At 66.4% G+C, this 25,080-nt stretch carries 25 protein-coding genes; 11 read left to right on the top strand and 14 right to left on the bottom strand.

All coding sequences use genetic code 11. The annotated features are described in order from the left end of the window. Positions 1 to 12 precede the first annotated feature (12 nt). From queA to coaD, 3 genes are read right to left on the bottom strand one after another with little or no spacing between them, the layout of a single operon-like run. Complete coding sequence (queA, locus tag AC1RJ5_RS08115) at positions 13 to 1,041, bottom strand: tRNA preQ1(34) S-adenosylmethionine ribosyltransferase-isomerase QueA (RefSeq protein ID WP_342250844.1); 1,029 nt, start codon at positions 1,039 to 1,041, stop codon at positions 13 to 15. A 4-nt stretch (positions 1,042 to 1,045) separates the two neighbouring features. Continuing rightward, entirely contained in the window at positions 1,046 to 1,786 is a 741-nt protein-coding gene (locus tag AC1RJ5_RS08110; protein WP_493112671.1) for a peptidylprolyl isomerase, read from the bottom strand. A 57-nt stretch (positions 1,787 to 1,843) separates the two neighbouring features. Continuing rightward, positions 1,844 to 2,353 carry a pantetheine-phosphate adenylyltransferase gene (gene coaD, locus AC1RJ5_RS08105; RefSeq protein WP_269574345.1) on the bottom strand — a complete coding sequence of 170 codons (510 nt, stop codon included), beginning with the start codon at positions 2,351 to 2,353 and terminating at the stop codon, positions 1,844 to 1,846. Between coaD and AC1RJ5_RS08100 the strand changes: the two genes are divergently transcribed. Further along, positions 2,340 to 3,281 (top strand): hypothetical protein, encoded by a 942-nt coding sequence (locus AC1RJ5_RS08100; protein ID WP_493112668.1) that lies wholly within the window; start codon positions 2,340 to 2,342, stop codon positions 3,279 to 3,281. The genes coaD and AC1RJ5_RS08100 overlap by 14 nt on opposite strands. Positions 3,282 to 3,545: 264 nt before the next feature. On the opposite strand, the gene AC1RJ5_RS08095 is transcribed toward AC1RJ5_RS08100, so the two are convergent. Next, positions 3,546 to 4,445, bottom strand: a complete 900-nt coding sequence (locus AC1RJ5_RS08095; RefSeq protein ID WP_269574347.1) for a polyprenyl synthetase family protein — start codon at positions 4,443 to 4,445, stop codon at positions 3,546 to 3,548. Between the two features lie 8 nt (positions 4,446 to 4,453). Further along, the gene (locus tag AC1RJ5_RS08090) at positions 4,454 to 4,699 is read right to left on the bottom strand and encodes an exodeoxyribonuclease VII small subunit (RefSeq protein ID WP_184170104.1); all 246 of its coding nucleotides are present in this window, start codon (positions 4,697 to 4,699) and stop codon (positions 4,454 to 4,456) included. A gap of 110 nt (positions 4,700 to 4,809) precedes the next feature. On the opposite strand from AC1RJ5_RS08090, the gene AC1RJ5_RS08085 reads away from it, so the two are divergent. Then, a complete protein-coding gene (locus tag AC1RJ5_RS08085) occupies positions 4,810 to 6,195 on the top strand; it encodes an NAD-dependent succinate-semialdehyde dehydrogenase (protein ID WP_493112666.1) in 1,386 nt (461 codons plus the stop codon). A gap of 42 nt (positions 6,196 to 6,237) precedes the next feature. Here the strand turns inward: AC1RJ5_RS08085 and AC1RJ5_RS08080 are convergent, their stop codons facing one another. The 7 genes from AC1RJ5_RS08080 to AC1RJ5_RS08050 form a co-directional block, all read right to left on the bottom strand. Further along, entirely contained in the window at positions 6,238 to 6,606 is a 369-nt protein-coding gene (locus tag AC1RJ5_RS08080) for a plastocyanin/azurin family copper-binding protein (protein ID WP_493112664.1), read from the bottom strand. After that, positions 6,603 to 8,303 (bottom strand): long-chain-fatty-acid--CoA ligase, encoded by a 1,701-nt coding sequence (locus AC1RJ5_RS08075; protein WP_493112662.1) that lies wholly within the window; start codon positions 8,301 to 8,303, stop codon positions 6,603 to 6,605. Before AC1RJ5_RS08075 ends, AC1RJ5_RS08080 begins: the two co-directional genes overlap by 4 nt. A 31-nt stretch (positions 8,304 to 8,334) precedes the next feature. Continuing rightward, on the bottom strand, positions 8,335 to 8,541 hold the full coding sequence (locus tag AC1RJ5_RS08070; RefSeq protein ID WP_184170095.1) for a hypothetical protein: 207 nt from the start codon (positions 8,539 to 8,541) through the stop codon (positions 8,335 to 8,337). Positions 8,542 to 8,606: 65 nt separating this feature from the next. After that, positions 8,607 to 10,151 (bottom strand): sensor domain-containing diguanylate cyclase, encoded by a 1,545-nt coding sequence (locus tag AC1RJ5_RS08065; protein ID WP_493112660.1) that lies wholly within the window; start codon positions 10,149 to 10,151, stop codon positions 8,607 to 8,609. A 278-nt stretch (positions 10,152 to 10,429) separates the two neighbouring features. Then, positions 10,430 to 11,608 (bottom strand): hypothetical protein, encoded by a 1,179-nt coding sequence (locus tag AC1RJ5_RS08060; RefSeq protein WP_493112658.1) that lies wholly within the window; start codon positions 11,606 to 11,608, stop codon positions 10,430 to 10,432. Between the two features lie 336 nt (positions 11,609 to 11,944). Continuing rightward, the gene (clpA, locus tag AC1RJ5_RS08055) at positions 11,945 to 14,266 is read right to left on the bottom strand and encodes an ATP-dependent Clp protease ATP-binding subunit ClpA (RefSeq protein WP_269574353.1); all 2,322 of its coding nucleotides are present in this window, start codon (positions 14,264 to 14,266) and stop codon (positions 11,945 to 11,947) included. A gap of 140 nt (positions 14,267 to 14,406) precedes the next feature. Then, on the bottom strand, positions 14,407 to 14,604 hold the full coding sequence (locus AC1RJ5_RS08050; RefSeq protein ID WP_184170085.1) for a DUF1192 domain-containing protein: 198 nt from the start codon (positions 14,602 to 14,604) through the stop codon (positions 14,407 to 14,409). Positions 14,605 to 14,681: 77 nt separating this feature from the next. On the opposite strand from AC1RJ5_RS08050, the gene AC1RJ5_RS08045 reads away from it, so the two are divergent. From AC1RJ5_RS08045 to AC1RJ5_RS08035, 3 genes are all read left to right on the top strand, one after another. Continuing rightward, the gene (locus AC1RJ5_RS08045; protein ID WP_269574354.1) at positions 14,682 to 15,680 is read left to right on the top strand and encodes an NAD(P)H-quinone oxidoreductase; all 999 of its coding nucleotides are present in this window, start codon (positions 14,682 to 14,684) and stop codon (positions 15,678 to 15,680) included. 270 nt (positions 15,681 to 15,950) lie between these two features. Next, complete coding sequence (locus AC1RJ5_RS08040; RefSeq protein WP_269574355.1) at positions 15,951 to 16,568, top strand: YqiJ family protein; 618 nt, start codon at positions 15,951 to 15,953, stop codon at positions 16,566 to 16,568. Positions 16,569 to 16,605: 37 nt separating this feature from the next. Continuing rightward, positions 16,606 to 18,312: a flotillin family protein gene (locus tag AC1RJ5_RS08035; RefSeq protein ID WP_493112654.1), complete on the top strand. Its 1,707-nt coding sequence runs from the start codon at positions 16,606 to 16,608 to the stop codon at positions 18,310 to 18,312. Between the two features lie 124 nt (positions 18,313 to 18,436). On the opposite strand, the gene AC1RJ5_RS08030 is transcribed toward AC1RJ5_RS08035, so the two are convergent. After that, entirely contained in the window at positions 18,437 to 18,895 is a 459-nt protein-coding gene (locus AC1RJ5_RS08030; RefSeq protein ID WP_493112652.1) for a hypothetical protein, read from the bottom strand. Positions 18,896 to 19,075: 180 nt separating this feature from the next. Here AC1RJ5_RS08030 and AC1RJ5_RS08025 point away from each other — a divergent pair, with 180 nt between their 5' ends. The 4 genes from AC1RJ5_RS08025 (at position 19,076) to AC1RJ5_RS08010 (ending at position 22,593) form a co-directional block, all read left to right on the top strand. Further along, positions 19,076 to 19,696 carry a glutathione S-transferase family protein gene (locus tag AC1RJ5_RS08025; protein ID WP_269574358.1) on the top strand — a complete coding sequence of 207 codons (621 nt, stop codon included), beginning with the start codon at positions 19,076 to 19,078 and terminating at the stop codon, positions 19,694 to 19,696. A gap of 127 nt (positions 19,697 to 19,823) precedes the next feature. Further along, positions 19,824 to 20,702 (top strand): UDP-2,3-diacylglucosamine diphosphatase, encoded by an 879-nt coding sequence (locus AC1RJ5_RS08020; RefSeq protein WP_184170069.1) that lies wholly within the window; start codon positions 19,824 to 19,826, stop codon positions 20,700 to 20,702. Positions 20,703 to 20,725: 23 nt separating this feature from the next. Beyond that, entirely contained in the window at positions 20,726 to 21,748 is a 1,023-nt protein-coding gene (locus tag AC1RJ5_RS08015) for a glycosyltransferase family 4 protein (RefSeq protein ID WP_269574359.1), read from the top strand. Positions 21,749 to 21,900: 152 nt separating this feature from the next. After that, the gene (locus AC1RJ5_RS08010; RefSeq protein WP_269574360.1) at positions 21,901 to 22,593 is read left to right on the top strand and encodes a DUF1013 domain-containing protein; all 693 of its coding nucleotides are present in this window, start codon (positions 21,901 to 21,903) and stop codon (positions 22,591 to 22,593) included. On the opposite strand, the gene AC1RJ5_RS08005 is transcribed toward AC1RJ5_RS08010, so the two are convergent. Continuing rightward, a complete protein-coding gene (locus AC1RJ5_RS08005; RefSeq protein ID WP_342250933.1) occupies positions 22,590 to 23,399 on the bottom strand; it encodes an arylamine N-acetyltransferase family protein in 810 nt (269 codons plus the stop codon). The two genes, AC1RJ5_RS08010 and AC1RJ5_RS08005, sit on opposite strands and share 4 nt — an antisense overlap. A 135-nt stretch (positions 23,400 to 23,534) precedes the next feature. Between AC1RJ5_RS08005 and AC1RJ5_RS08000 the strand changes: the two genes are divergently transcribed. Next, positions 23,535 to 24,380 (top strand): dienelactone hydrolase family protein, encoded by an 846-nt coding sequence (locus AC1RJ5_RS08000; protein WP_269574362.1) that lies wholly within the window; start codon positions 23,535 to 23,537, stop codon positions 24,378 to 24,380. 61 nt (positions 24,381 to 24,441) lie between these two features. After that, positions 24,442 to 25,080: a glutathione S-transferase family protein gene (locus tag AC1RJ5_RS07995; RefSeq protein ID WP_493112648.1), complete on the top strand. Its 639-nt coding sequence runs from the start codon at positions 24,442 to 24,444 to the stop codon at positions 25,078 to 25,080.

Genomic DNA, 25,080 nt, shown 5'->3' with positions numbered 1-25,080 from the left:
GCACGGGGCGCCTCACGGCAACAGCAGCGAGGCGTCCCCGTAGCTGTAGAAGCGATAGTGATCGGCGATGGCATGGGCATATGCAGCCTGCATCCGGTCGAGCCCCATCAGGGCAGAAACCAGCATGAACAGCGTCGAGCGCGGCAGGTGGAAGTTGGTCACCAGGCCGTCGATTCCCTTGAAGCGGTAGCCGGGGGTGATGAAGATCGCGGTGTCGCCTTCGAACGCGCGGATGATCTTGTCGTCGCCGGCGGCGCTCTCGATCAGGCGCAGGCTGGTGGTGCCGACCGCGATCACCCGGCCGCCCTTTGCGCGGACGGCGTTGAGGTGGTCTGCGGTGGCCTGGTCGATGCGGCCCCATTCGGCGTGCATCTTGTGGTCCGCGGTGTCCTCGGCCTTGACCGGCAGGAAGGTGCCCGCGCCGACATGGAGGGTCAGCGTGGTGTGGCCGACCCCGGCGGCGGCGAGCGCAGCAAGCAGATCCGGCGTGAAGTGCAGCGCCGCGGTGGGGGCGGCGACGGCGCCCGGCTCGTTGGCGAACATCGTCTGGTAATCGTCGGCGTCCTGGGCGTCGGTCGGGCGCTTGGATGCGATATAGGGCGGCAGCGGCATGCGGCCGCAGCGCTCGAGCAGCAGCTCGACCGGCTCGTCGCCGTGGAAATCGAGCGCGAAGCTGCCATCCTCGGCGCGGTCGCCGGCGGTGGCGAGCACGCCATTGCCGAAATCGACCGTGTCGCCGTCGCGCAGCCGCTTGGCGTTGCGGATGAAGGCGCGCCAGCGGCGCGGTCCCTCGCGCTTGTGGAGGGTGGCGCCGATCTTCGCCTCGCCCCTTGTGCCCTCGAGCTGGGCGGGGATCACCCGGGTGTCGTTGAAAACCAGGCAATCGCCGGCGCGCAGCTGGCCGGGCAGGTCGCGGACATGGAGGTCGCGCGTGGCCTCGGGGCCGTCGAGCACGAGCAAACGCGCCGTGTCGCGCGGGGCCGCGGGGCGCAGCGCGATACGGTCGTTCGGCAGCTCGAAATCGAAAAGGTCGACGTTCACCGGATTATTGCGGTAGCGTCGCCTTCACCTCGCCCGGCGGCAGCGCCTTGGGGGCGTCGGCTGCAAGGTTCGCATAAGGCGGCGGGTTGTCGGAAAGGATATAGGCGTGGACGATCTTGGTCGGGTTCGCCGGCGGCTCGCCGCGCTCGATCTTGTCGATCCACTCCATACCGGCGGTGACGCGGCCGAACACGGTATAATCGTGGTCGAAGGCGAGCTTCGGGGCCATCATGATGTAGAACTGGCTGTTCGCGCTGTTCTCCGCGTCGGTCTTCTGCTCGGGCGTGGCGTTTTCCGGCGCGCCGCGGCGGGCGGCGGCGACGGTGCCGCGGACGTGCGGCAGGTTGTTGAACTCGGCCGGCACGTTGGGCAGGTCCGAATCGCCGGTGCCATCGCCCTTGGGATCGCCGCCCTGCGCCATGAAATAGGGGGCATCGACGACGCGATGGAAGTTCAGGCCGTCATAGAAGTGGCGGCGGGTAAGCGTCTTGATGCGCTCGACCATCTTGGGCGCAGCATCGGGACGCAGGCGGATCAGCACGCGGCCGCCGGTCGACAGGTCGAGCACCCAGGTCTCGGCCGGATCGGCGGGGACGACAGCGGGATAGATGCTGTTCACATCCGCGGCGCTTACGCCCTTGAGCGGCTCAGCGACCGGCTTGGGGGCCTTGCCGCCGCCCTGGGCGAGGGCAGGGGTGGCAAACATCATCAAGGCCGAAGCGGCCAGCGCGGCAACGAAACGCATTAACTTCCCCACTCCAAACCCATTCTCGACTGGCCGCTCTAGCCCAATCGCGCGGGCTCAACCACTCCCTTTGCGACCGATCGTCGCGATCCGGGTAACCATCTCGTCATTAACCGCGGGTGACACGAACTTGCGGATGTCGCCGCCATAGAGGGCGATCTCCTTGACCAGCCGGCTGGCGATCGGCTGCAGCGAGACATCGGCCATCAGGAAGACCGTCTCGATCTTGCTGTTCAGCTGCTGGTTCATGCCGGCCATCTGATATTCGTATTCGAAGTCGGCGACGGCGCGCAGACCGCGGACGATCATGCCGGCGCCTTCGCGCTCGGCAAAGTCCATCAGCAGCGAATCGAAGCTGACGACATGAATCTCGCCGGCGATCCCCTCGACCTCGCGCTTCACCATCTCCATCCGCTCCTCGACGCTGAACATCGGGTTCTTCGAAGGGTTGGTGGTGACGCCGATGACGAGCCGGTCGACCAGCTTCGCGCCGCGGCGGATGATGTCCATATGGCCAAGCGTGATGGGATCGAAGGTGCCGGGATAGACGCCGGTGCGGGTGGTCATGCTGTACCTCGTCGCAGGATCGAACCCGGACGTGCTGCGGGTGCGAAGCCAAGTCAAGACCGGCTGCGCGCTTGCGGCACGCCGGGCTTTCGGCCAGCCTGCGGCGATGATCGACGATGTGCGTGACAATGCGGTGCTGGTGCTCGAGATCGGCTATTACGACGCAGCCGATGCGCGGACCTCGGGCACGGCGATCGAGCGGCTGGCCAATGCCTTCGCCCAGGAGACGCGGGACGGGCAGAACCGCCATGGCCTGGAGATCATCCGGGTGGAGATCGCCAGCCTCCATGCCTGGTTTGACCTCGGCAAGACCTTGCTCGACCTGTACGACCAGCGCGCACTGTTCGGCGGCTTCCTGCAGACCGTGGCGGTGGCGCTGGAGACGGTGATGAACGCGAGCGGCGGGCAGGTCGCGCAGATCTCGGCCTCGGTGCGGACCTTCCTGACGTCGCTCGCCGGGCCGATCGTCCGCAAGCAGGCCTCGCACGCCAAGCTCTATGTGAAGGGCGACAATAACACGATCATCTATATCGAGAGCCTGCAGGCCGAGCGGATCGACCAGCTGTTCGACGCGCCGAAGCGGGTGCGCAGCGGCGGCGGGTTCATTCTCTCCGATCAGACCGAGGTCTTAGATCGAATGATAGCAGCCCAGCGCGCTGTTGAGACTGAGGTGGCGGAAGCGATAGCAACGCAATTCGAGCCGAACAGGGCTATTTCCGCTGCGCCAGAAGATACACAGGCGACGCTGCTGAGCATCGGCGGGCAATGGTATGCGCGGCCGGCCGGGTTTCATGGGGTGATGCTGCCGGTGGGCGAGGGCAGTGCGGCGCTGGACGGGCTGAGCGAAGGCAAGTCCCATATTGCGAGCGGGACGGTGGTGCGCGAGGGCGGGAACCCCACGGTGTTCCGGGTTGCCAGTATCGGGTGAGCCGCGTCCTACAGCGCGGTGGCTGCGACTCGCGAAAGTACACAAAGTACAGGCCAAGAGCGGGTTTTTGGCGCGCTATTTTCCCTGTTTTCTCGGTAACGCGGTGCGTCTCGCAACATTGTTGCTTGGGCGTGATCCTATTTTCCTACCGGGTCAAAGAGCGGCCGGGTGGTAGCCCGGCTGCGGGAGGCAAGCAGGCGAAATCCTACATTGCAAGGAGCATCTTCTCGCCTCCCTTGCAGGGAGGGGAATCAAGGAAAGGGACTAGCGATCCCGTTCGAGCGTGTACCGGGCGATGTCGCGCAGCAGGTCGGCTTCGGCGCCATAGGGCTTGAGGTGCTCGATCGCCTGGTCGACCAGCATGCGGGCCTGTTCCCGGGCGCGTTCCAGTCCGAGGAGGGAGAGGAAGGTTTCCTTGCCCGCCTCGCCATCCTTCTGGAGCTTCTTGCCGACCAAAGCTTCGTCGCCCTCGGCATCGAGGATGTCGTCGGCGATCTGGAAGGCGAGGCCGACGTCTCGGGCATAGCCGCGCAGGCCCGTGCGGCCCTCGATCGGCACGCGGCCGAGGATCGCGCCGCTCTCCACCGCGCAGCTGATCAGCGCACCGGTCTTCATCGCCTGGAGCCGCGTGACGGTGGCGAGGTCGAAGCTCGATTTCTCGGCTTCCAGGTCCATCATCTGGCCACCCGCCATGCCGGCCGGACCGGCAGCGACCGCGAGCGTACCCGACAGCTCGATGCGCACGAACGGATCGGAATGGGTCTTCTCGTCGGCGATCACTTCGAAGGCGAGCGCGTGCAGGCAGTCGCCCGCCAGGATCGCGGTGGCTTCGTCGAATGCCTTGTGCACCGTCGGCTTGCCGCGGCGCATGTCGTCATCGTCCATTGCGGGCAGATCGTCGTGGATCAGCGAATAGACATGGATGCATTCGAGCGCGAGCGCGGTGCGCGCGATGCAGGTCCGGTCGACGCCGAACAGCTGGGCCGTGGCCGAGACGAGCAGCGGGCGCAGCCGCTTGCCGCCGCCGATCGCCGCGTGGCGCATCGCCTCGTAGAGCCCCTTGCGCGGATCACCGGGCACGGCGAGCAGCAGATCGAACTGGCGGTCCATCTCCGCCGAGACCTGCTTGAGCGCCCCCTGGAGCGCGAGGGAGGCGTGCGCCATGGGTCGGGTCAGCCGGCGTTGAACGGCGCGGTGGCGGCGGCGCGGCCTTCCGCATCGGTGCGGATCGCCTCGATCCGCGCCTGGGCGGCATCGAGCCGCGCGGCGCATTGCCGGCGCAGCCGATCGCCGCGCTCATAGAGATCGATCGCTTCCTGGAGCTGGGCCTCGCCGCTCTCCAGTCGAGCGACGATGCGCTCCAGTTCCTTCAGCGCTTCCTCGAACGAGAGCGCAGTTACGTCCGCTTCTTCTGCCATGCGCCCGCTATGCGCCGGGCCGGGGCTGGATGGCAACCTGCCTCGGTATGATTGCAACCGGGCATCCTCCACCCTAGCTCCGCGTTACCTCGGCTGAAGGAGACTTGCCCATGTTCACCAGCATCAATCCCGCCACCGGAGAGACGATCGAAACCTATCCGGAGCTGGACGCGGACGGGATCGAGACGGCGCTGGCCCGGGCCGAGGCAGGGTTTCGGTCGTGGCGCGATTCGTCGCTGGAGCAGCGCACCGAATTGCTGGGCAAGATCGCTGACGCCTGGGAAGCCAACAAGCGGCATCTTGCCGAGACCGCGACGCGCGAGATGGGCAAGACGCTGGCGAGCGCGATCGCCGAGGTGGAGAAGTGCATCAGCGGCTTCCGCCATTATGCCAAGGCGGGGCCCGGCTATCTCGAGCCGACCACGGTGCAGACTGCCGGCGGCGGCCATGCCGTGGCACGCTGGCTGCCGATGGGGCCGGTGCTGGCGGTGATGCCGTGGAACTTCCCCTATTGGCAGGTGATCCGCTTCCTCGCGCCGACGATCATGGCGGGTAATGTCGGTCTGCTGAAGCACGCCTCGAACGTGCAGGGCTGCGCGGCGCTGATCCAGCAGATGATGAGCGCTGCCGGCGCGCCCGACGGGCTGTTCCAGAACCTGCCCATCAAGTCCGACAAGGTGGCCGCGATCATCGCCGACAAGCGGGTGGTGGCAGTGACGCTGACCGGCAGCGAAGGCGCGGGCATGCAGGTGGCGCAGGCGGCCGGCCGCGCGCTCAAGAAGGTGGTGCTCGAGCTGGGTGGCTCCGATCCGCTGATCGTGATGCCCTCGGCCGATCTCGACCTGGCGGCGAAGACCGCGGTGACGGCGCGCACCCAGAATGCCGGGCAGAGCTGCATCTGCGCCAAGCGGATGATCGTGCACGCCGATGTCTATGACGCGTTCCTGGAGAAGTTCGAGGGCGGCATGAAGGCGCTGAAGATCGGCGATCCGATGGAGAAGGACACCGGCATGGGCCCGCTTTCCAGCGTGGCCCAGCGCGATACGGTACTGGAGCAGGTCGAGCGTGCGGTGGCCGAAGGCGCGACCCTTCGCTTCGGGGCGGAGAAGATCGAGCGCGACGGCGCCTGGATGACCGCCGGCGTGCTGACCGACATGGATCCCGAGAGCGACGTGGCGAAGGAGGAAGTCTTCGGACCCGTGGCTGCGGTCTACAAGGTTGCCGATATCGATGCGGCGATCGCACTGGCCAATGACGTCCCCTACGGGCTGGGCTCCTCTGTGTGGACGCAGGACGAGGATGAGATCGAGCGCTTCGCGCGCGATATCCAGGCCGGCATGACCGCAGTGAACTCGCTGCTCGCCTCGACGCCCGAGGCGCCGTTCGGAGGCGTGAAGCTGTCGGGCCATGGCCGCGAGCTCGGCCCCTGGGGGCTGCACGAGTTCATGAACCTGAAGGCGGTGATGTTCGGGAAGAATGTGGTGGCGGGGGATTAGAACCTTCTTAGCCCCTCCCCCATGGGGGAGGGGCCTATTGGGTTACGAAACCACGAACTTGCCCGTCATCCCGAAGCTTGCGTGGAGCAGGTGGGTGCACTTGATCGGGTAGGTGCCGGCCCTGGGCGCGGTGAAGTGCAGGTCGACCGCGTCACCGCTGTCGAGCTCGATCTTGCCGTCCCGGATCTTCGCCCGGTCCGCCGGCGCGATCGTGGCGGCGGCGAAGAAGTCCCTGGCCGCGAAATTGTGCCCGCCGCTGCTGGTCAGGTGCAGCACATAGGCCTGGCCGTGCACCAGCGTGATGGTCGATGGCGTGAACGTGAAGCTGGAGAGCGCGACGTCGATCCGCTGCTCCGAGGCCGGGGCCGCCGCCGTGAGGGCCAGAGCCAGCACGGCCAGCGACGCCCTCATCCCTGCTGCTCCGAGCGTACTTCGTTGAGCAGGTCCTTGCGGCTGAGCTTGCCGACCATCGTCTTGGGCAGGCTCTCGCGCACCATCACTTCGGCGACGCGCTCATGCTTGCCGACGCGGGCGTTGACCCACTGGGCCAGCGCGGCGCCGGTGATCGGCGTGGCGTCCTCGTCCAGCGTCACATAGGCGTGCGGCATCTCGCCATGATAGGGATCGGGCAGGCCGATCACGAGCGCCTCCTTCACGGCCGGGTTCTGGTAGAGCACCGCCTCGATCTGGCTGGGGAACACCTTGAACCCGCCGACCGCGATCATGTCCTTCAGCCGGTCGACGATCTGGATATAGCCGTCCTCGTCGATCAGCCCGACATCGCCGGTGCGCAGCCAGTGCGGCTCGCCCTCGACGCTGACGAACACCTCGGCATCGGCCTCGGGACGGTTCCAATAGCCCTGCATGATCTGCGGGCCGTGGACGACGATCTCGCCGGGCTCGCCCTCGGGCGGAGGACGCGTTGGGTCTTCCTTGTCGACCAGGCGGACACGGGTGCCCTGGATCGGCTGGCCGATCGTGCCGGGCTTGTTGAGCTCGGTATAGGGATTGGTCGAGACCACGCCCGAGCTTTCCGACAGGCCATAGCCCTCGATCACCCGGGCGCCCGTGACCCGCTCCCATTCTTCCTTGAGCTGGGCGGGCAGGGGCGCGCCGCCCGAGATGCAGAAGCGCAGCGACTTGAAGTCATCCGGCTTCATGCCGGGCGCGTCGAGCAGAGCCTGGTACATGGTCGGGACGCCGGGCAGCGAGCGCGGGCGGGTGCGGCGCAGCTCGGCCAGCGCCTGCTTGGCGTTGAAGCGCGGCAGCATCACGATCTCGCCGCCGGTGACCACGGTGCGGTTGAGCACGCAGGTATTGGCGAAGACGTGGAAGAAGGGGAGGACACCGAGGATCCTGTCCTTGGCGGTGGCCATTTCCGGATCGAGCCGGGCGACCTGGCGGGCATTGGCCGACAGGTTCTGGTGGGTCAGCACCGCGCCCTTGGGCGTGCCGGTGGTGCCGCCGGTATACTGGATCAGCGCGACGTCCTTCTCGGGATCGATGCTGGGCGCGTCGCAGGCGCCGTCATTGGCGATCAGTTTCGAGAAGGCGATGATCCGCTCGTCATGCGGGCGCTCGGTGACTTCCGCGCTCTTGAACAGCCTGTAGAAGAAGGACTTGGCCGGGGGCAGGGCGCCGGCGACCGATCCGACCACCAGCCGCTCGAGCGCGCTCTGCTCGAGCACTTTGAGCGCGGTCGGCAGCAGCGCCGAGGCGGAGATGGTGAAGAGCAGCCTCGTGCCCGAATCGGCGACCTGGTGGCTCAGCTCCTCGACCGTGTAGAGCGGCGAGAAGTTCACCACCGTCGCGCCGAGCTTGAGGATGCCGTAATAGGCGGCGACGTAATGCGGGACGTTGGGCAGGAAGAGCCCGATGCGGTCGCCCGGGCCATATCCCAGTGCCTTGAGCCCGCAGGCGACGCGGTTCACGCCGTCTAGCGTCTCGCCATAGCTGTAGTGCCGGCCCATGAAATCGAGCAGGGGCGCCTGCGGATGGGCGCGGGCGCTAGCCTCGAACAGCTCGACCATGGATTGGGGCGGGAACTGGGTGTCCCATGCACCCGGGTGACGATACGCGGTACGCCAGATCTGTTCGGGGTCAGTCATTGACACTGGTGTAAGCAAGCCTTTGTGGGGGTCAAGTCGTAAGCCGCTTGCTCCACGTAACGAGCACGGAAATCGCGAAGATCCCGATATCGACGACGGCCTCGATCCGCTGCGGCGCGAGATCGTCCACGCGGTGCATGTGGAGGGCGATGTCGGCGCGGCGATTGGGGGAAGCGACGGCGAGCAGTGCAAGCGCAGCTAGCGCCCCGAAAGCGATCTTTCTGGCTCGTCCCGACATGGTTACCCGCATACGCCCGAAGCCGCATCCGGGCAAGCGAATCAGGCGCCTTCGCGGTGTCGGGATCAGGCCGCTTCGCGGCGGGCTCTGGCGCGGTCCCGGCCGGCCGACTTGGCCTCGAACAGGGCGATGTCGGCGCAGCGATAGAGCGCCTTCCAGTTCTTGTCGTCGGCGAGCGGGCCGGTACAGGCGCCGATGCTGGCGGTGACCTTGAGGTCGAAGGGCATGCGCGTCTGGCGGAGCTTGTTGAGCAGCTGCTCGGGCTCGATCGGGGTGCCGCTGTGCGAAAGCAGCGCGAATTCCTCGCCGCCCAGCCGGGCGACCAGCGAATCCGCCGGCGTGGCGGAGCGCAGCGTGCGGGCGAACAGGCGCAGCACCTCGTCGCCGCCGTCATGGCCGAGCGTCTCGTTGACGCGCTTGAAATGGTCGATATCGACAATCAGCAATTGTTGTTCGCCCGGGCGACCGAGCGCCTGGTCGAGGAAGGCGCGGCGATTGAGCAGGCCGGTGAGCGGATCGGTATCGGCAAGGCGGCGCGCGAGCACTTCGCGGGTGATCGCCTCATCCCGCTCGTCGCGCAGGAACTTGATGCGATAGGCGACGGCCAGCGCCGAGACGAGCGCTTCGAACATCATCGATACGATCGTCGAATTGTCGAGCCAGAAGCTCCACGGCAGCACATGGAGATTGGCGAGGACGCGCATCATCGCGAGCACGACCGGGGCGCTCCAGGCGAGGGCGAACAGCCACAGGAAATGCGAGCGCTGCATCCAGGCGTACCAGAGCGTCGGCACCACGATCGAGATCAGGCCGAGGATGGTCAGCGTGTAGAACATGTCGGCCAGGCGGAGATCGATCGCGCCGAACAGGAACACGATGATGCCGGACAGCGGCACGGCGGTGGCGACCAGGCGCGTATAGATGTCGAGCCGGCGCGAGCGGATCTTCATCTCGAAGAAGCTGAGGGTGAACAGTGCCGCGGCGCCGCCGGCCAGGCCCAGGAACAGATAGTTGAAGCGCAGCCGGTCGTTGTTGACCATGTCCGGCCAGAACCAGGCCATCGCGCCCGAGGAGGACAGGCCATAGCCGATCAGCACGGTAAGCAGCGCACAGTAATGGAGCTGGAAGCGGTAGCGCATCGCGCACCACAGCGCGAAATTATAGACGATCAGCGCCAGGCACATCCCGGCGAACCCGGTGTAGAGCGCGGCCATGGCGAGGTTGGTCGTGGCGATCCGATGCGTGTCGCTGATCTCCGCGCCGAGCAGCACACCGCGGACATTGGCGGCGCCCTCGACATGCCAGAGCACGCGGGTGAGGGGGGCCTTTGACGGCGGCACCGGCAGGGCGGCGAGCGCGCCGAGCTGGATCAGCGGGGTGATGCCGCGCGCATCGGTCCGATAGCCATGAACATGGCCGTCCGCGTAGAAGAGCTGCGCCGAGAGCTGCTGCTGCCAAAGGCTGGCGAAGTTGATCACCAGGGGCCGTTCGGGGGTGGAGACGGCGTTGATCGGCTGGGAGAGCGCCCAGTAATTGCCCGGACCAAGCTTGTACTGCTTGGTAGTGCAATCGAAGCGTTCGGGATGGCGGACGAGTTCGGCCGGGTTCATCCCCCCGGTATCGCGCAACAAACAGACTTGCAGGTCGCCCGTCGAGGGTGGCTGTGCGTGCGCGGGCGGCGCGATGCTCAGCAGAAGGGCAAACACACCGCACAGGAGAACAAGGTGGAAAAGGCGCACCCCCGGCATGGGGACGGCCTACGCCCAACATGACAAACAACCCGTAAAGATTTACGGGATTCTCCTTAGCCGCACGCTATTTGTCGCAGCGGCTTGGCGGGGACGGCGATACGCTGCCGCCCCCGCTCCCTAGGGAACCGTAAAAGCGTTCAGCAGCCGCCGCCCAGGCCGGCGGCGCGCTTGAGCAGGCCACCCAGCTTGGGCTTGCAGGGCTTGGGCTTCGGCTGCTCGGGCTGGCCGTCCTGGTTTGCAGGCATCTGACCGCGCATTGCGTCGCCCATGTCGGGCATGCCGGTCATGAAATTGGCCATCGAGCGATAGCGCGCCTTGGCGATCCATTTCGGGCGCCAGGCGATCTTGGGATCCTTGGGCCGTTCCGGGAACGCGAAGTTCGCTTCCGGACCATAGGCATAGAGGAAGCCCATCATCATTTCGCCGGCAGCGGCCTTCACCTCGGTGGGGATGGTGCAGCTCGTCTGTGTTGCCGGCATCACCACCTTCTGACCGATCAGCCGGTTGACCGTCGCCGGCGACAGCCAGCTCCACAGGTCGCCGCCGAACTGGCGCGTGGCGGACGAAGCCCACCACACCATGTCGCCGTCCTTGCGATCGCCGGTGCCCATCGCCCAGGCATAATAGCCGGTCGCCAAAGGCACCTGGCCCCAGTTGAGCGGGATCGATCCATCGGCCGCCTGGCCGGCCTTCACGCGCGGGGCGCTCATGAAGTCCTGGTTCAGCGCGAAACTGATCTCGGGGCTGTAATTGCCCGCGATCCGGTGCTGGCCGATCAGCGAGGAATTGCCGCGCACCTGGGCATTGCCCTTGCCGTTCGGCCAATCGCCATAGGTGCGGCTGTTGCCGGGGCGGGGGCCGAGTTCGGCCGGAATGCCGGCGGCGAATAGGTCGGGCGGCACCTGGCCCTTGGCGACCTTGGCGAAGTCGATGATCACAGGCTGGCCCGGGCCGACATGCGCGCCACAGCCCCAGTAGATCAGCATGCGGCCCTTGGGGCGGTCGAACTTATATTCTTCCTTGGCCGGCTTGTTCGGCTCCGGCGTGACGAGCGGCACGGAAGCGCCCATGCGCATGCCCTCGGGCAGGAAGTGATCGGCCTTGGGCGCGCCACCGGTGGCGGGCAGGCGCGAGCCGAGGCGCAGCACCATCTCGCGGCTGTCGCCCTGGCCCATCATCCCGGCTGTGGTGCCGATATCCATAACGTAACGCGCCTCGGGCGCGGTCTCGCTGGTCTGGGCGACAACCGAGCCCGCGGCGAGCAGTCCCGCCAGCGCCGTGCCGGCACCCAACATCTTCATTATCTTCGGTCGCATTCGGATTCTCCCTGGAAAACCATGGCTGCGACCCGAAAACGCGAGCGCCCCTTACGACATCGGAACGAAATTGCAAGGGTGTGTTATTCGTATATTACACATCAACCATAGTCGCCGGTTATGTCCCCGTGCCGATCGAACCCTCGGCCTGGGGAGTGGCGGCGGCCCGGCTATGCACGCGAAGCGGCGTGGTCATGTCGCGTACGACGAGCAACGCTCTTCCGGCGACCAGAGTGCATTCTGGCGCGACGGAGAGACTATCGCAGAAGCGGCTCCGGGCAAAACGAAACGGGCCGGGAGTTTCCTCCCGGCCCGCACATTGGCTTGATCGATGGCTTACTTGGACGCCTTGGCGGCTTCCTTCTTGCCCTTTTTCGGCTTGGGCGCGGCCTGCGTGACCTGGAAGCTCAGGGCATTGTCCTTGAGCTTCACATTGACCTCGCCGCCATGGACGAGCTTGCCGAACAACAGCTCCTCGGCCAGCGGCTGCTTGATCTTCTCCTGGATGAGGCGGCCCATCGGGCGCGCACCATAAAGCTTGTCGTAGCCGCGCTCGGTGAGCCAGTTCTTGGCCGCCTCGTCGAGCTGGATGTGGACGCCGCGATCCGCCAGCTGCAGCTCGAGCTGGAGGATGAACTTGTCGACCACCCGGGTGACCACTGCCGGCGGCAGATAGTCGAACGGCACGATCGCATCGAGACGGTTGCGGAATTCGGGGGTGAAGAGCTTCTTCACCGCCTCTTCCTGAACGTCGTCGCGGCTCATCTCGCCGAAGCCGATCGACTCCTTGGCCATGTCCGACGCGCCCGCATTCGTGGTCATGATCAGGATCACATTGCGGAAATCGACCGTCTTGCCGTGGTGATCGGTCAGCTTGCCGTTGTCCATCACCTGCAGCAGGATGTTGAACAGGTCCGGATGCGCCTTCTCGATCTCGTCGAGCAGGAGCACCGAATGGGGCTGCTGGTCGACCGCGTCGGTGAGCAGGCCGCCCTGATCATAGCCGACATAGCCCGGAGGGGCACCGATCAGGCGCGAGACGCTGTGGCGCTCCATATATTCGGACATGTCGAAGCGCTGGAGCGGGATGCCGAGCAGCTCGGCGAGCTGCTTCGCCACCTCGGTCTTGCCGACGCCGGTCGGGCCCGAGAACAGGTAGTTGCCGATCGGCTTGTCCGGATCGCGCAGGCCCGCACGGCTGAGCTTGATCGCCGAGGACAGCACCTCGATCGCCTTGTCCTGGCCGAACACCACCCGCTTGAGATCCGTTTCCAGGTTCGCGAGCGTTTTTGTGTCGTCGGTGGACACGCTCTTCGGAGGGATTCGAGCCATGGTCGCGATGACCTGCTCGATTTCCTTGGGCGTGATCGTTTTCTTGCGCTTCGAGGGCGGTACCAGCATCTGCATCGCGCCGGCCTCGTCGATCACGTCGATCGCCTTGTCCGGCAGCTTGCGGTCGTTGATGTAGCGCGCCGAAAGCTCCACCGCCGACTTGATCGCGTCGGGGGTGTACTTGAGGTGGTGATGGTCCTCGAACGCCGAGCGCAGGCCGGCGAGGATCTTGATCGTGTCCTCCACCGTCGGCTCGTTCACGTCGATCTTCTGGAAGCGACGGAGCAGCGCCCGGTCCTTCTCGAAGTGGTTGCGGAACTCCTTGTAGGTCGTCGAGCCGATGCAGCGGATCGAGCCGCCCGACAGTGCCGGCTTGAGCAGGTTCGACGCGTCCATCGCGCCGCCGCTGGTGGCGCCGGCACCGATCACGGTGTGGATCTCGTCGATGAAGAGGACCGCGTGGGGCAGCTTCTCCAGCTCGTTGACGACCTGCTTCAGGCGCTCCTCGAAGTCACCGCGATAGCGGGTGCCGGCGAGCAGCGCGCCCATGTCGAGCGAGTAGATCACCGCTTCCTTGAGCACGTCGGGCACTTCGCCCTCGACGATCTTGCGCGCCAGGCCTTCCGCGATCGCGGTCTTGCCCACGCCCGGATCGCCCACATAGAGCGGGTTGTTCTTCGAGCGGCGGCACAGGATCTGGATCGTGCGATCGACTTCGGGACCGCGGCCGATCAGCGGATCGACCTTGCCGTTCTTCGCCTTCTCGTTGAGATCGACGGTGAACTGCTTGAGCGCGCTCTCGCCCTTGCCCGACTTGGTCTCCTGCTTGGACGACTTGTCCTCGTCCGCAGCGCCCTTGGGCGGAGTCGATTCGGTGCTGCCGGTGCCGCCCTTGCCGACGCCGTGCGAGATATAGCTCACCGCGTCGAGGCGGCTCATGTCCTGCTGCTGCAGGAAATAGACGGCATAGCTCTCGCGCTCGCTGAACAGCGCGACGAGCACGTTCGCGCCGGTCACTTCGTCGCGGCCCGAGGACTGGACGTGGAGGATCGCGCGCTGGACGACGCGCTGGAAGCCGCTGGTCGGCGACGGATCGGTCGCCTGATCGACCTTGAGTGCTTCAAGCTCGGTATCGAGATAGTGCGCGACGGTATTCTTGAGTTCGCCCAGATCTACCCCGCACGCGCTCATCACCTTGCTCGCATGCTCGTCGTCGACGAGCGCGAGCAGCAGATGCTCGAGCGTGGCATATTCATGGCGTCGCGAGCTCGCGGCTTCGAGCGCCTTGTGGAGGGTCGATTCGAGGGCGGAGGCGAAACTAGGCATTCAGCTACAACTCCTGTGGGCCGAAAAGGATACGCGGCCCCTGTCTCCCCTTATGTCGGGAGGCATGGGCCCCGCATCAAGCGCAGCGGCCCCGCACCGGAGTAGAATGGCGTTTCGCCCCATCTCCGGTGCCGTCACGCTCATTTCCTAAATAGAGCGTCCGCGCTTGCGCGGTGGTTAATGGCGCGTGAAATTTTGGTTCGAGTCCGATCTATCTCGGCCTCTAGCATCGCAATGCGCTCGCTAAGTTCCTCAACCGAAAGGGGATCGAGGTCCTGGCGTCCGAGCTGGGCGACGAGGTCGTCCTTGCGACGCGGAAGATTTTCGTCGGCGTCCATGGGAGGCAGCGTTGACCCTGGCAGGGCCGATGTCAATAAGGCCAACGGTTTCTCCTGCGTTCGAAAGCGACACGGCAATGGCTCTTCCGGAAACGATGCTGGCAATCGATCCCGAGGCGCCCGGCGGGCCCGAGGTACTGGTGCCGGTGTCGCGCCCCATACCGCAGCCGGGGCCGGGCGAAGTGCTGGTCAAGGTCGCCGCCGCCGGGGTGAACCGTCCCGAGGTGATGCAGCGCAAGGGCATGTACCCGCCGCCGCCTGGCGCCCCCTCGATCCTGGGCATGGAGATCGCGGGCAAGGTAGTCGCGCTCGGCGAGGGCGTACCCGGCGAAGTGATCGGCACGCCGGTCTGCGCGCTGATCACGGGCGGGGCCTATGCCGAATACGCGGTCGCGCCGGTCGGCCAGTGCCTGCCGGTTCCGCCGGCGATCTCGATGGTCGAGGCCGCGGCGATTCCCGAGACGCTGTTCACCGTGTGGAGCAACGTGTTCGAGCGCGCCTATGCCGTGGATGGCGACTGGATCCTGGTCCACGGCGGCACCAGCGGCATCGGCACGATGGCCATCCATCTCGCCAACCTGTTCGGGCTGACGATCATCGTCACCGCCGGATCGGACGAGAAGTGCGAAGCTGCGAAGCGGATCGGTGCGGATCACGCGATCAACTACAAGACCGAGGATTTCGTCGCGCGGGTGAAGGAGATCACCGGCGGCAAGGGCGTGAACATCGTGCTCGACATGGTGGGCGGCGACTATGTGCCGCGCAACCTCCAGTGCCTGGCCGAGGACGGTCGGCACGTCTCGATCGCGGTGCAGGGCGGGCTGCAGGCGACGATCCCGCTCTTCGAGATCATGCGCAAGCGGCTGACGCTGACCGGATCGACGCTCCGCCCGCGCTCGGTGGAGTTCAAGAGCCTGCTCGCCGACGAGATCCACCGCACGGTGTGGCCGTTCGTGGCGGAGGGCAGGCTGAAGCCGGTGATCGACAAGACCTTCCCCCTGGCCGATGCGGCCGGTGCGCATGCCCGGATGGAAGCGGGGGATCATGTCGGGAAGATCGTGCTGACGGTGGGGTAGGGCGCGGCTTTTCCCGACGCTGCCTACCAGCTCCCAAGCCTGTCATTCCCGCGAAGGCGGGAATCCATTCCGGCTGACGGTCGTGAGTCCCATTGCCACCTGCGGCAATGGATCCCCGCCTTCGCGGGGATGACGACGGAGAGGGATGGCTTTCGCTCCTCTCCGGGAATCCTGGAGGAAAGCCACCCTAGCCCCCTGAAACGGTTCCGATTTCGCTAGGGAAACGAGTTTCCGGCAACTAGCATCCCCCTTCGAATCGGGGGATCCAGGGTGCTTGCGTTTCTTCTCGCGGAGGGGAATTTCGCGTTCGTCGTCGCGGTATTGCTGATGCTGCTCATCGGCCTGGTGCAGGTGATCGGCTTCGGTCACGACGTCGATTCCGACCTGCACGTCGAAGGCGACCTCCACTTCGATTTCCTTTCCTGGCTCGGCGTCGGGCGTCTGCCGCTGCTGATGCTGATCGTGGTCTTCCTGGCGATCTTCGGGATCGGCGGGCTGGCGCTGCAGCAGCTGCTGCGCGACTGGACCGGCGAGCCGCTCTCGACCGTCGCCGCGGTGCCGCTGGTCGGAATTGCCGCGCTGCCGGTCACGGGCCTTGCCGCGCGCCTGCTGGCGCCGATCCTGCCGCGCGACTTCACTACCGCCGTGCCGCTCGACGTGCTGGTCGGCACCAGCGCGCAGATCGTCACCGGCCGCGCCAGCACCGGTTCTCCGGCCCGCGCCCGCGCCGAGGACCATCACGGCCAGGTCCACTACATCATGGTCGAGCCCGACAATGCCGGCCAGGTCTTCGAGGAAGGCGAGCGCGTGCTGCTCGTCCGTCGCGAAGGCGAATGCTTCCGCGCGATTTCGCGCGGCGATTTCCACTTACCACGTCTGGATGGGTGACCCCATGAACGCGATCGTGCCCGCAGGAGCCACTTCGATGATTCCGTATCTGATCTATGCCGGCATCGCGCTGTTCGCGCTGCTGATCCTCGGCCTCACGCTGGCGCGGCTCTACAAGCGCGCCTCGAAGGAGATCGGCTTCGTCCGCACGGGCTTTGGCGGCGAGAAAGTGGTGATCAACGGCGGCGCGCTCGTCCTGCCGGTGTTCCATGAGACGATGCCGGTGAACATGAACACCGTGCGCCTCGCGGTGGAGCGCAAGAACATGGACGCGCTGATCACGCTCGACCGGCTGCGCATCGATGTGAAGGCGGAATTCTATGTCCGCGTCCGCCCCGATGCCCAGGCAATCGCGATCGCCGCGCAGACGCTGGGCATGCGCACGATGAACCCCGATGCGCTCAAGGAACTGGTCGAGGGCAAGTTCGTCGACGCGCTGCGCTCGGTCGCGGCGGGCATGACCATGGCGCAGCTCCACGAGCAGCGCGCCGATTTCGTGCAGAAGGTGCAGCAGGTCTCGTCGGTCGACCTCGCGATGAACGGCCTTGAGCTCGAATCGGTGTCGCTGACCGGGCTCGACCAGACCTCGATCGAGCATTTCAACGCCAACAACGCGTTCGACGCCGAGGGTCTGACCAAGCTCACCGAGCAGATCGAGCTGCGCAAGAAGGCGCGCAACGACATCGAGCAGGACACGCGCGTGCAGATCGAGACCAAGAATCTCGAGGCGGCGCGTCAGAGCTTCCTGATCAGCCGCGATACCGAGTTCGCCCGGCTGGAGCAGGAGCGCGAAGTCGAGATGCGCCGCGCCGTGCAGGCCGCCGAAGTCGCGCGCGAGCAGTCGCTGCGTCAGCAGGAATCCGACCAGGCACGGATCGAGGCCAAGAAGCTGGTCGATAGCCAGCAGATCGAGGCGGACCGCGCGGTGCAGCAGGCCAAGATCGCGCAGGACCAGGCGCTCGAACTCGCCCGGCAGGAGCAGCAGATCGCGGTGCAGAACAAGAGCCGCGAGGAAAGCCAGGCCCGGGCAGAGGCGGACAAGGCGCGCGCCGAGGCGGTGGTTGCCGAGGAACGCGTCGGCACCGCCCGCGAGGCCGAAGTTGCCGAGCGCCAGAAGCGGATCGAGCTGATCGACGCCGCGCGTGAGGCCGAGCGCGCCGCGATCGGCATCAAGGTGCAGGCCGAGGCCGAGAAGCAGGCCGCGTCCGATCGCGCCGAAGCGGCCCGCCTCCAGGCAGAGGGCGAGGCGGAAGCCGCCAAGCTCAAGGCCGAGGCGGACCGGGTGCGCTTCGAAGTGGAAGCCGCCGGCCAGCGCGCGATCAACGAGGCGGCGAACCTGCTCTCGTCCGAGACCATGTCGCTGCAGACCAAGCTGGCGCTGCTCAAGGTGCTGCCCGAAGTGATCCGCGAAGCCTCCAAGCCGCTGGAGGCGATCGATTCGATCAAGATCGTCCAGGTCGACGGCATCACCGGGCGTGGAGGTGCGGCCGGCGTCGCCGATACGGGCGGGGAAGGCGATCGCAACCTCGCCAATTCGGCGGTCGCCGCGGCGCTGCGCTACCGCGCGCAGGCACCGGTGATCGACGGGCTGATGCGCGAGCTGGGCTTTGACGGCGGCACGCTTGACGGGCTGGTCGCGGGAGCGGCGGACCTGGGCACGAAGAACATCGTGGCGGCTTCGTCCGACGATGAGGACGACAAGCCGGCGGCCTCCGGCGGGCGAAAGGCGCGTTCGGGCGGGTAGATATTTCCATCGTCTCCGGTGCGCGCGTTTGGGATCGGGCACCTTGGTGGAGGGGCTATGGAATTGGGACCGGCGATCTGGCTGTGGCACCGCCGGACGGTGCGCTGGCGCGCGGCGAACGGGCTTATCTGATCCCGGTGGCGCGATGCTGCACCGGCATCGCCGCCGGCGCGGCGAGCAGCCGGGCGACGACGGGGAAGACTTCGGCCTCTTCCCAGTCGACCCGCGCCTTGAGCGCGCGATACTGGCTGCGCACCGCCATGCGGAACTCGCGCGGGTCTTCCTTCACCCGGGCCATCGTCCACAGCCCGTAATGCTCGCTGGCGCTCTGGCGCAGCGTCATAAGCTCGTCGGTGAAGCGGCGGCCGAGCGCAAGGTGGGCGGGGTCGGCGCTGGCCTGGAGCGCCTGGGTGATCGTCGACAGCTTGCCGATGACATGGCGGCTGCCGGCCTGGCCGAGCGCGTGTCGCGCGGCGGCGATCTTGTCGAAGCTGGGTTCGATCGCGCCGGCGGCCTCCATCACGGCTTCGGTGAGGCGAAGCAGTTCGCGATGTTCCTGTCTGATGCTGTCCAGGCCGTGCACGCGGCGTCTCCATTGTCCCCATTTCGGTTTATAGAGGGCGGAGCGGGCCTAGGGGCCATTGCGTAGGCGTATTGCCCCGAGGGGCGTGCGAATCGATCAGCTGGGCTTATGATTGGGCGCGCGCAATTTGTTGGACCCGGGATGCGCGAGCGCTCGAAAGGGGCTGGGCAAAGGGAGGGAATGATGGCCGCACTGGTGCTTCACGAATATGCCGCCTCGGGCAATTGCTACAAGATCCGGCTGACCGCCGCGCATCTCGGGCTGAAGCTGGAGCGCCGCGAGTACGACATCATGCAGGGCGAGACGCGGACGCCCGAGTTCCTCGCGCGGGTCAACGCCAATGGCCGGATCCCGACGCTGCAGGTCGGCGAGGATTTCCTGCCCGAGAGCAATGCAGCCTGCTTCTACCTGGCCGATGGCAGCGACCTGATCCCGCACGACCGGTTCGAGCGGGCGGACATGCTGCGCTGGCTGTTCTGGGAGCAATATAACCACGAGCCCAATGTCGCGACCTTGCGCTTCTGGGCGAAATGGGTGGGCTTCGACCAGCTGAGCGCGGTCCAGCAGGCGAATCTGCCGGGCAAGCAGGCGGCGGGCGAGGCGGCGCTGGCGCTGATGGACGAGCATCTCGAGACGCGCGACTGGTTCGTGATCGACCGGCTGACGCTCGCCGACATCGCGCTCTATGCCTATACCCATGTCGCGGAGGATGGCGGGTTCAGCCTGCAGGCCTATCCGAATGTGCGCGCCTGGATCGACCGGGTCGCTGCCCATCCGCGGCATATTCCGATAACCGCCTGATTCGACGAGCGGAAGCGGCCCATTATGCATAGTTCTATGACATCCGCGTGAAGTCGAAACGATTCGAAATGTAATATTCCGCGGCCATTTACCCGGTCCAGGCAAGGGCATTTGCAGGGCTGGTTAAATGGCCACGATCACGAGGCTTCCGTTCGACACACAGCATCTCGCGGACTTCCACGCTTCGACTCCGTCGATCCCCGAAAAGGCGGTCACCGAGCGCAAGCGCTACCGCACGGTCTGGATCAGCGACGTCCATCTCGGCACGCGCGGCTGCAATGCCGAGATGCTCATCGACTTCCTCGATCATGTCGATTGTGACGTGATGTACCTCGTCGGCGACATCCTCGACGGCTGGGCGCTCAAGAAGCGCTTCTACTGGCCCGATTCGCACAACGACATCGTCTGGCGCTTCCTGAAGCGCGCCAAGCGCGGCACCGAGATCGTCTATATCCCGGGCAACCATGACGAGATGTTCCGCCAGTTCTCGGGCCTGAACTTCGGCGGCGTGCATATCCGCCGCCAGGCGATCCACACCACCGCCGACGGCCGCCGCCTGCTCGTGCTGCACGGCGACGAGTTCGACGCGATCACCATGTCGCACCGCTGGCTCGCGCATCTGGGCGATGCCGCCTACGAGATGATGATGGGCCTCAACCGGCTGGTGAACCGCGTCCGCCGCATGCTCGACATGCCCTATTGGTCGCTGAGCAAATACGCCAAGGCCAAGGTGAAGAACGCAGTCGAGTTCATTTCCAAGTTCGAAGAGATCGTCGCGCACGAAGCCGGTGCGCGGGGAGTCGACGGCGTGATCGCCGGACATATCCACACGGCCGAGATGCGCGACATCGAAGGCATCGCCTATTACAATGACGGCGATTGGGTGGAGGGTTGCACCGCGCTCGTGGAGCATTACGACGGTACGATGGAAATTCTCCATTGGGCCGAAGAGATGGCGAAGCGCGAAAGCGAACTAGCGTCCGGGGTCAGACTGGCGGCTGCGTGACGGCGGCAACGGAGGTCGGACCCGTGCGGATAGCCATAGTGACAGACGCTTGGGAGCCCCAGGTGAACGGAGTCGTGCGCACGCTGCAATCGGTGCGCGCGGTGCTGGAAAAGCAGGGCCACAAGGTCATCGTGATCTCGCCCGATCTCTTCTATTCGCTGCCGTGCCCGACCTATCCGGAGATCCGGCTGGCGCTCGCCCGGGTCGCCAGCGTCGGGGCGATGCTGGAGGAATTCAATCCGACGGCGATCCACCTGGCGACCGAAGGGCCGCTCTGCGTTGCCGCGCGGCGCTGGTGCATCCGCCACGACATGCCGTTCACCACGGCGTACCACACCCAGTTCCCGGACTATGTCTCGGCGCGCTCCGGCGTGCCGGCCGAATGGATCTGGCGCTACATCAAGTGGTTCCACGCGCCGAGCCAGGCGATCCTGGCCTCCACCCCCTCGATCCGCCAGTCGCTGATCGACCATGGCCTGTCCCATGTGAAGCATTGGGGCCGCGGCGTGGACCTGGCGAACTTCCACCCGGGCATCGCGCCGCATCCGGCGATGCAGGGGCTGGAAGGGCCGGTGCAGCTCTATGTCGGTCGGGTCGCGATCGAGAAGAATATCGAGGCCTTCCTGAAGACCTCGCATCCGGGCACCAAGGTCGTGGTGGGCGACGGCCCGGCCCGCGCCTCGCTTCAGGCACGCTTCCCGGAAGCGAAGTTCCTGGGCCCGATGTTCGGCCCCGAGCTCGCATCCGCCTATGCCGCCGCCGACGTCTTCGTCTTCCCGAGCAAGACCGACACGTTCGGGCTGGTGATGATCGAGGCGCTGGCCTGCGGCGTGCCGGTCGCGGGCTATCCGGTCACCGGGCCCATCGATGTGCTGACGCCGGAGACCGGCGCGATGGACGCCGACCTGACCAAGGCGATCGGCATCGCGCTGACCCGGGATCGCGCGGCCTGCGCCGCCTATGGCCGGACCTTCACCTGGGAAGCCAGCGCGCGCCAGTTCCTCAATGCGCTGCATCCGATGCATGGGGAGCGGGCGGCGGCCTGAGCACGCAATAATCGTCATCCCGGGGGCAATTATGGGCGTACTGCCTGCGCATCCCGCCCCCTTTTTCTTGCTCTTCGCGACTTCTCGCATTAAGTCGGGCCCGTGACAGGCCACCCGTGAAGGGTGGCCCTTTCTATTTCTGGAGACGAAAAGTGGCCCAGCCGCTGATGCCGCATGCGACCGCTTCCTGGCTGGTCGACAACACTTCGCTCTCGTTCGATCAGATCGCGGAGTTCTGCGGCCTGCACATCCTCGAGGTCCAGGCGATCGCCGATGATACCGCCGCGACCAAGCTCACCGGCCGCGATCCGGTCCGTGCGCACGAGCTGACGATGGACGAGATCGAGAAGGGCCAGAAGGACCCGAACTACGTCCTCAAGATGCTCAAGGGCCCCGAGCAGGTCCGCCGCACCAAGGGCCCGCGCTACACCCCGGTGTCGAAGCGCCAGGACAAGCCGGATGGCATCGCCTGGATCCTGCGCAACCATCCGGAGATCTCGGACGGCGCGATCGGCAAGCTGATCGGCACCACCCGCACCACCATCGCCGCGATTCGCGACCGCAGCCATTGGAACATCGCCAATATCGTGCCGAAGGACCCGGTGACGCTGGGTCTCACTTCGCAGCGCGAGCTCGACGCGCTGGTCGCCAAGGCCGCCAAGGCCGCCGGCATCGAGGCACAGGTCGATACTCGCCTCGAGGGCGACCGCGAAGCGCTGATCGAGCAGCTCCGTGCCGAGCGCACCGCCGCGGCCCGCGAAGCCGAAGGCCATGGCGACGACGCGCCGGCCGCGCCGATCGAGCACACCGCCGAGACGCTGTTCCGCACCAACAACAGCAACTAAGCGTCCGGGAACAGGGCGGCGTGGCGGGCGCAGATCGCGTCCCATAGCCCCGCCGCCTCCGGCACCGCCAAACCGAAGCGCTGGTCGAGCCGCTCGACCAGCGCTTCTGCGTTCTGGAGGGTCTCGCTCGTCTCGCCCTCGGGGCCGCGCGTGATGAGGACGCGCCCGCGCAATATGCTGTGGGTGTCGCCGCGGCGCTGCTGGACCACGAGGTTCTGGACGAAGGGCGATTGCGGCGCGACCTGCAGCTCGGCGCAGCGCTGGGCGAACAGCGCCTCGTCGGCGGGCGCGTCGCTGAAATCGTAGCTGAACGGATCGCCCTCGCCATAGCGCTCCTCGAAGCGCCACCAGCCATCCACTTCGCGCAGCGCCACCGCATAGGGCGCGAATTGCGCGTTTCCTGCTTCGAAGGGCAGGGGTGCCGCCTGGCTGCCGCCGAAGCCGACATCGACCAGCCATAGCCGGCCTTCCAGCCTGACCAGCAGCGCGAGATGGTTGCCCAGTGACATCTCGCCGATCACGTGCCGCATCACGCCGGCGGAGATGCGGCGGACGTCATAGCCCAGCGCCTCCAGGACGCGGCCGAACAGCCCGTTCTGCTCGAAGCACCAGCCGCCGCGCCGGCGCGTCACCAGCTTGTCGAAGATCGCGTCCGGATCGATCGAGATGGGCGTGCCGAGCTGCACGTCGAGATTCTCGAACGGGAAGGCAGCGAGATGGGCCTGCATCAGCTGGGTGAGCGTGATGCGGTCCGGCGTGGTCGGCTGCGGCTGGCCGGTACGCGCTAAATAGGCCTGAAGATCCATGTGCTGCCTCCCCCTTGCAGGCAGAGAGCATGGCAGCGGGCGGGGTGCGCTGTCGAGCCTCGGCAGGACGGGGCGGGGCGTGTAGCCTCGCGTCCGCGACTCGGGACGGCCGGGCGCGCATCCTGGAGGGATCCCATGTGTGACGACCTGACCGCCGCCGACAACGCCGACTTCCTGATGACCCGGCGCGAATTCGGCGCGGGCGCGGCTGCGGCCGGAGTGGTCGCGCTGTTGCCGGTTCCCGCCAACGCGGCGGAGATCAAGGGCCGCGACGTCACCATCGTCACGCCGGACGGCAGCTGCGATGCCTATTTCGTCGCACCGGCCAAGGGCAAGCATCCCGCGGTGATCGTGTGGCCGGACATTTTCGGCCTGCGCCCGGCCTTCCGCCAGATGGCCGACCGGCTCGCGCAGTCGGGCTATGCGGTGCTGACGGTCAACCAGTTCTACCGCTCGACCAAGACGCCGTTCGTCACGCCCGGTCAGGGCTTCGACGATGCACTCAAGGCCAAGGTGGGGCCGTGGCGCGCGCTGCTCACCAATGAGGCGGCTCAGCGCGATGCGGCGGCGTTCATCGCCTGGGTCGATGGCCAGAAGGAAGTCGACAGGAAGCGCGGCATCGGCACCACCGGCTATTGCATGGGCGGGCCGCTGGTGATGCTCACCGCGGCCGTGTCGCCCGCCCGGGTGCGCGGCGCGGCGACCTTCCATGGCGGCGGGCTCGCGGCGGACGGGCTGCTCGCGCTCGTCCCAACGATGAAGGCGCGCTTCCTGATCGCCATTGCCGAGAATGACGACGGCCGCGCGCCCGGCGACAAGGACAAGCTGCGCGCCGCGTTCGCCGCCGCGAAGCTCCCCGCCGAGATCGAGGTCTACAAGGGCACGATGCACGGCTGGTGCCCGCCGGACAGCCAGGTCTACAACGCCGCCGAGGCCAATCGCGCCTGGGACCGGTTGCTGGCGACCTTCGTCACGCTCTGAGGCGGCTTGACGGCCGGTCAATGTGAGTTCACGTTATGTTCTGACGATTCGGAGGCAGGCCATGGCAGACGAACTGATCTTCTACACCCATCCCCAGTCGCGCGGGCGGATTGCCCGCTGGGCGCTGGAAGAGGCGGGTGCCGCCTATGAAACACAGGTCGTCGAATATGGCACGACGATGAAGGGCGAGGACTATCTCGGCATCAACCCGATGGGAAAGGTGCCGGCGATCGTCCACAAGGGCCGGGTCGTCACCGAATGCGCGGCGATCTGCGCCTATCTGGCCGAGGCGTTCCCCGAGGCAGGGCTGGCGCCCACGGCGGAGGCGCGGGCGGACTATTATCGCTGGCTGTTCTTCGCGGCAGGCCCGGTCGAGCAGGCGGTGACCAACAACTTCGCCAAGTTCGAGCCATCGGCCGATCAGGGCCGGATGTTCGGCTATGGCAATTACGACCTGGCCGTCGATGTGCTGGAGAAGGCGGTGTCGGCGCATCCCTATATCGCCGGTGATCGCTTTACCGCGGCGGACATCTATGTTGGCTCGGCGGTGGGCTGGGGCACGATGTTCGGCACGCTGCCGAAGCGCGATGCCTTTCTGGACTATTTCGGTCGGCTGAGCAGCCGGGAAGCGTATCAGCGCGCCAGCGCCAAGGACGATGCGCTGGTGGCGGAACTGGAAGCGGCCAAAGCGCCGGCCTGA

It is taken from the genome of Sphingomonas sp. GW822-FHT03G08, assembly GCF_058801135.1.
The sequence above is the reverse complement of the archived record's forward strand: the minus strand, read 5'-3'. Positions and strand labels throughout refer to the sequence as shown.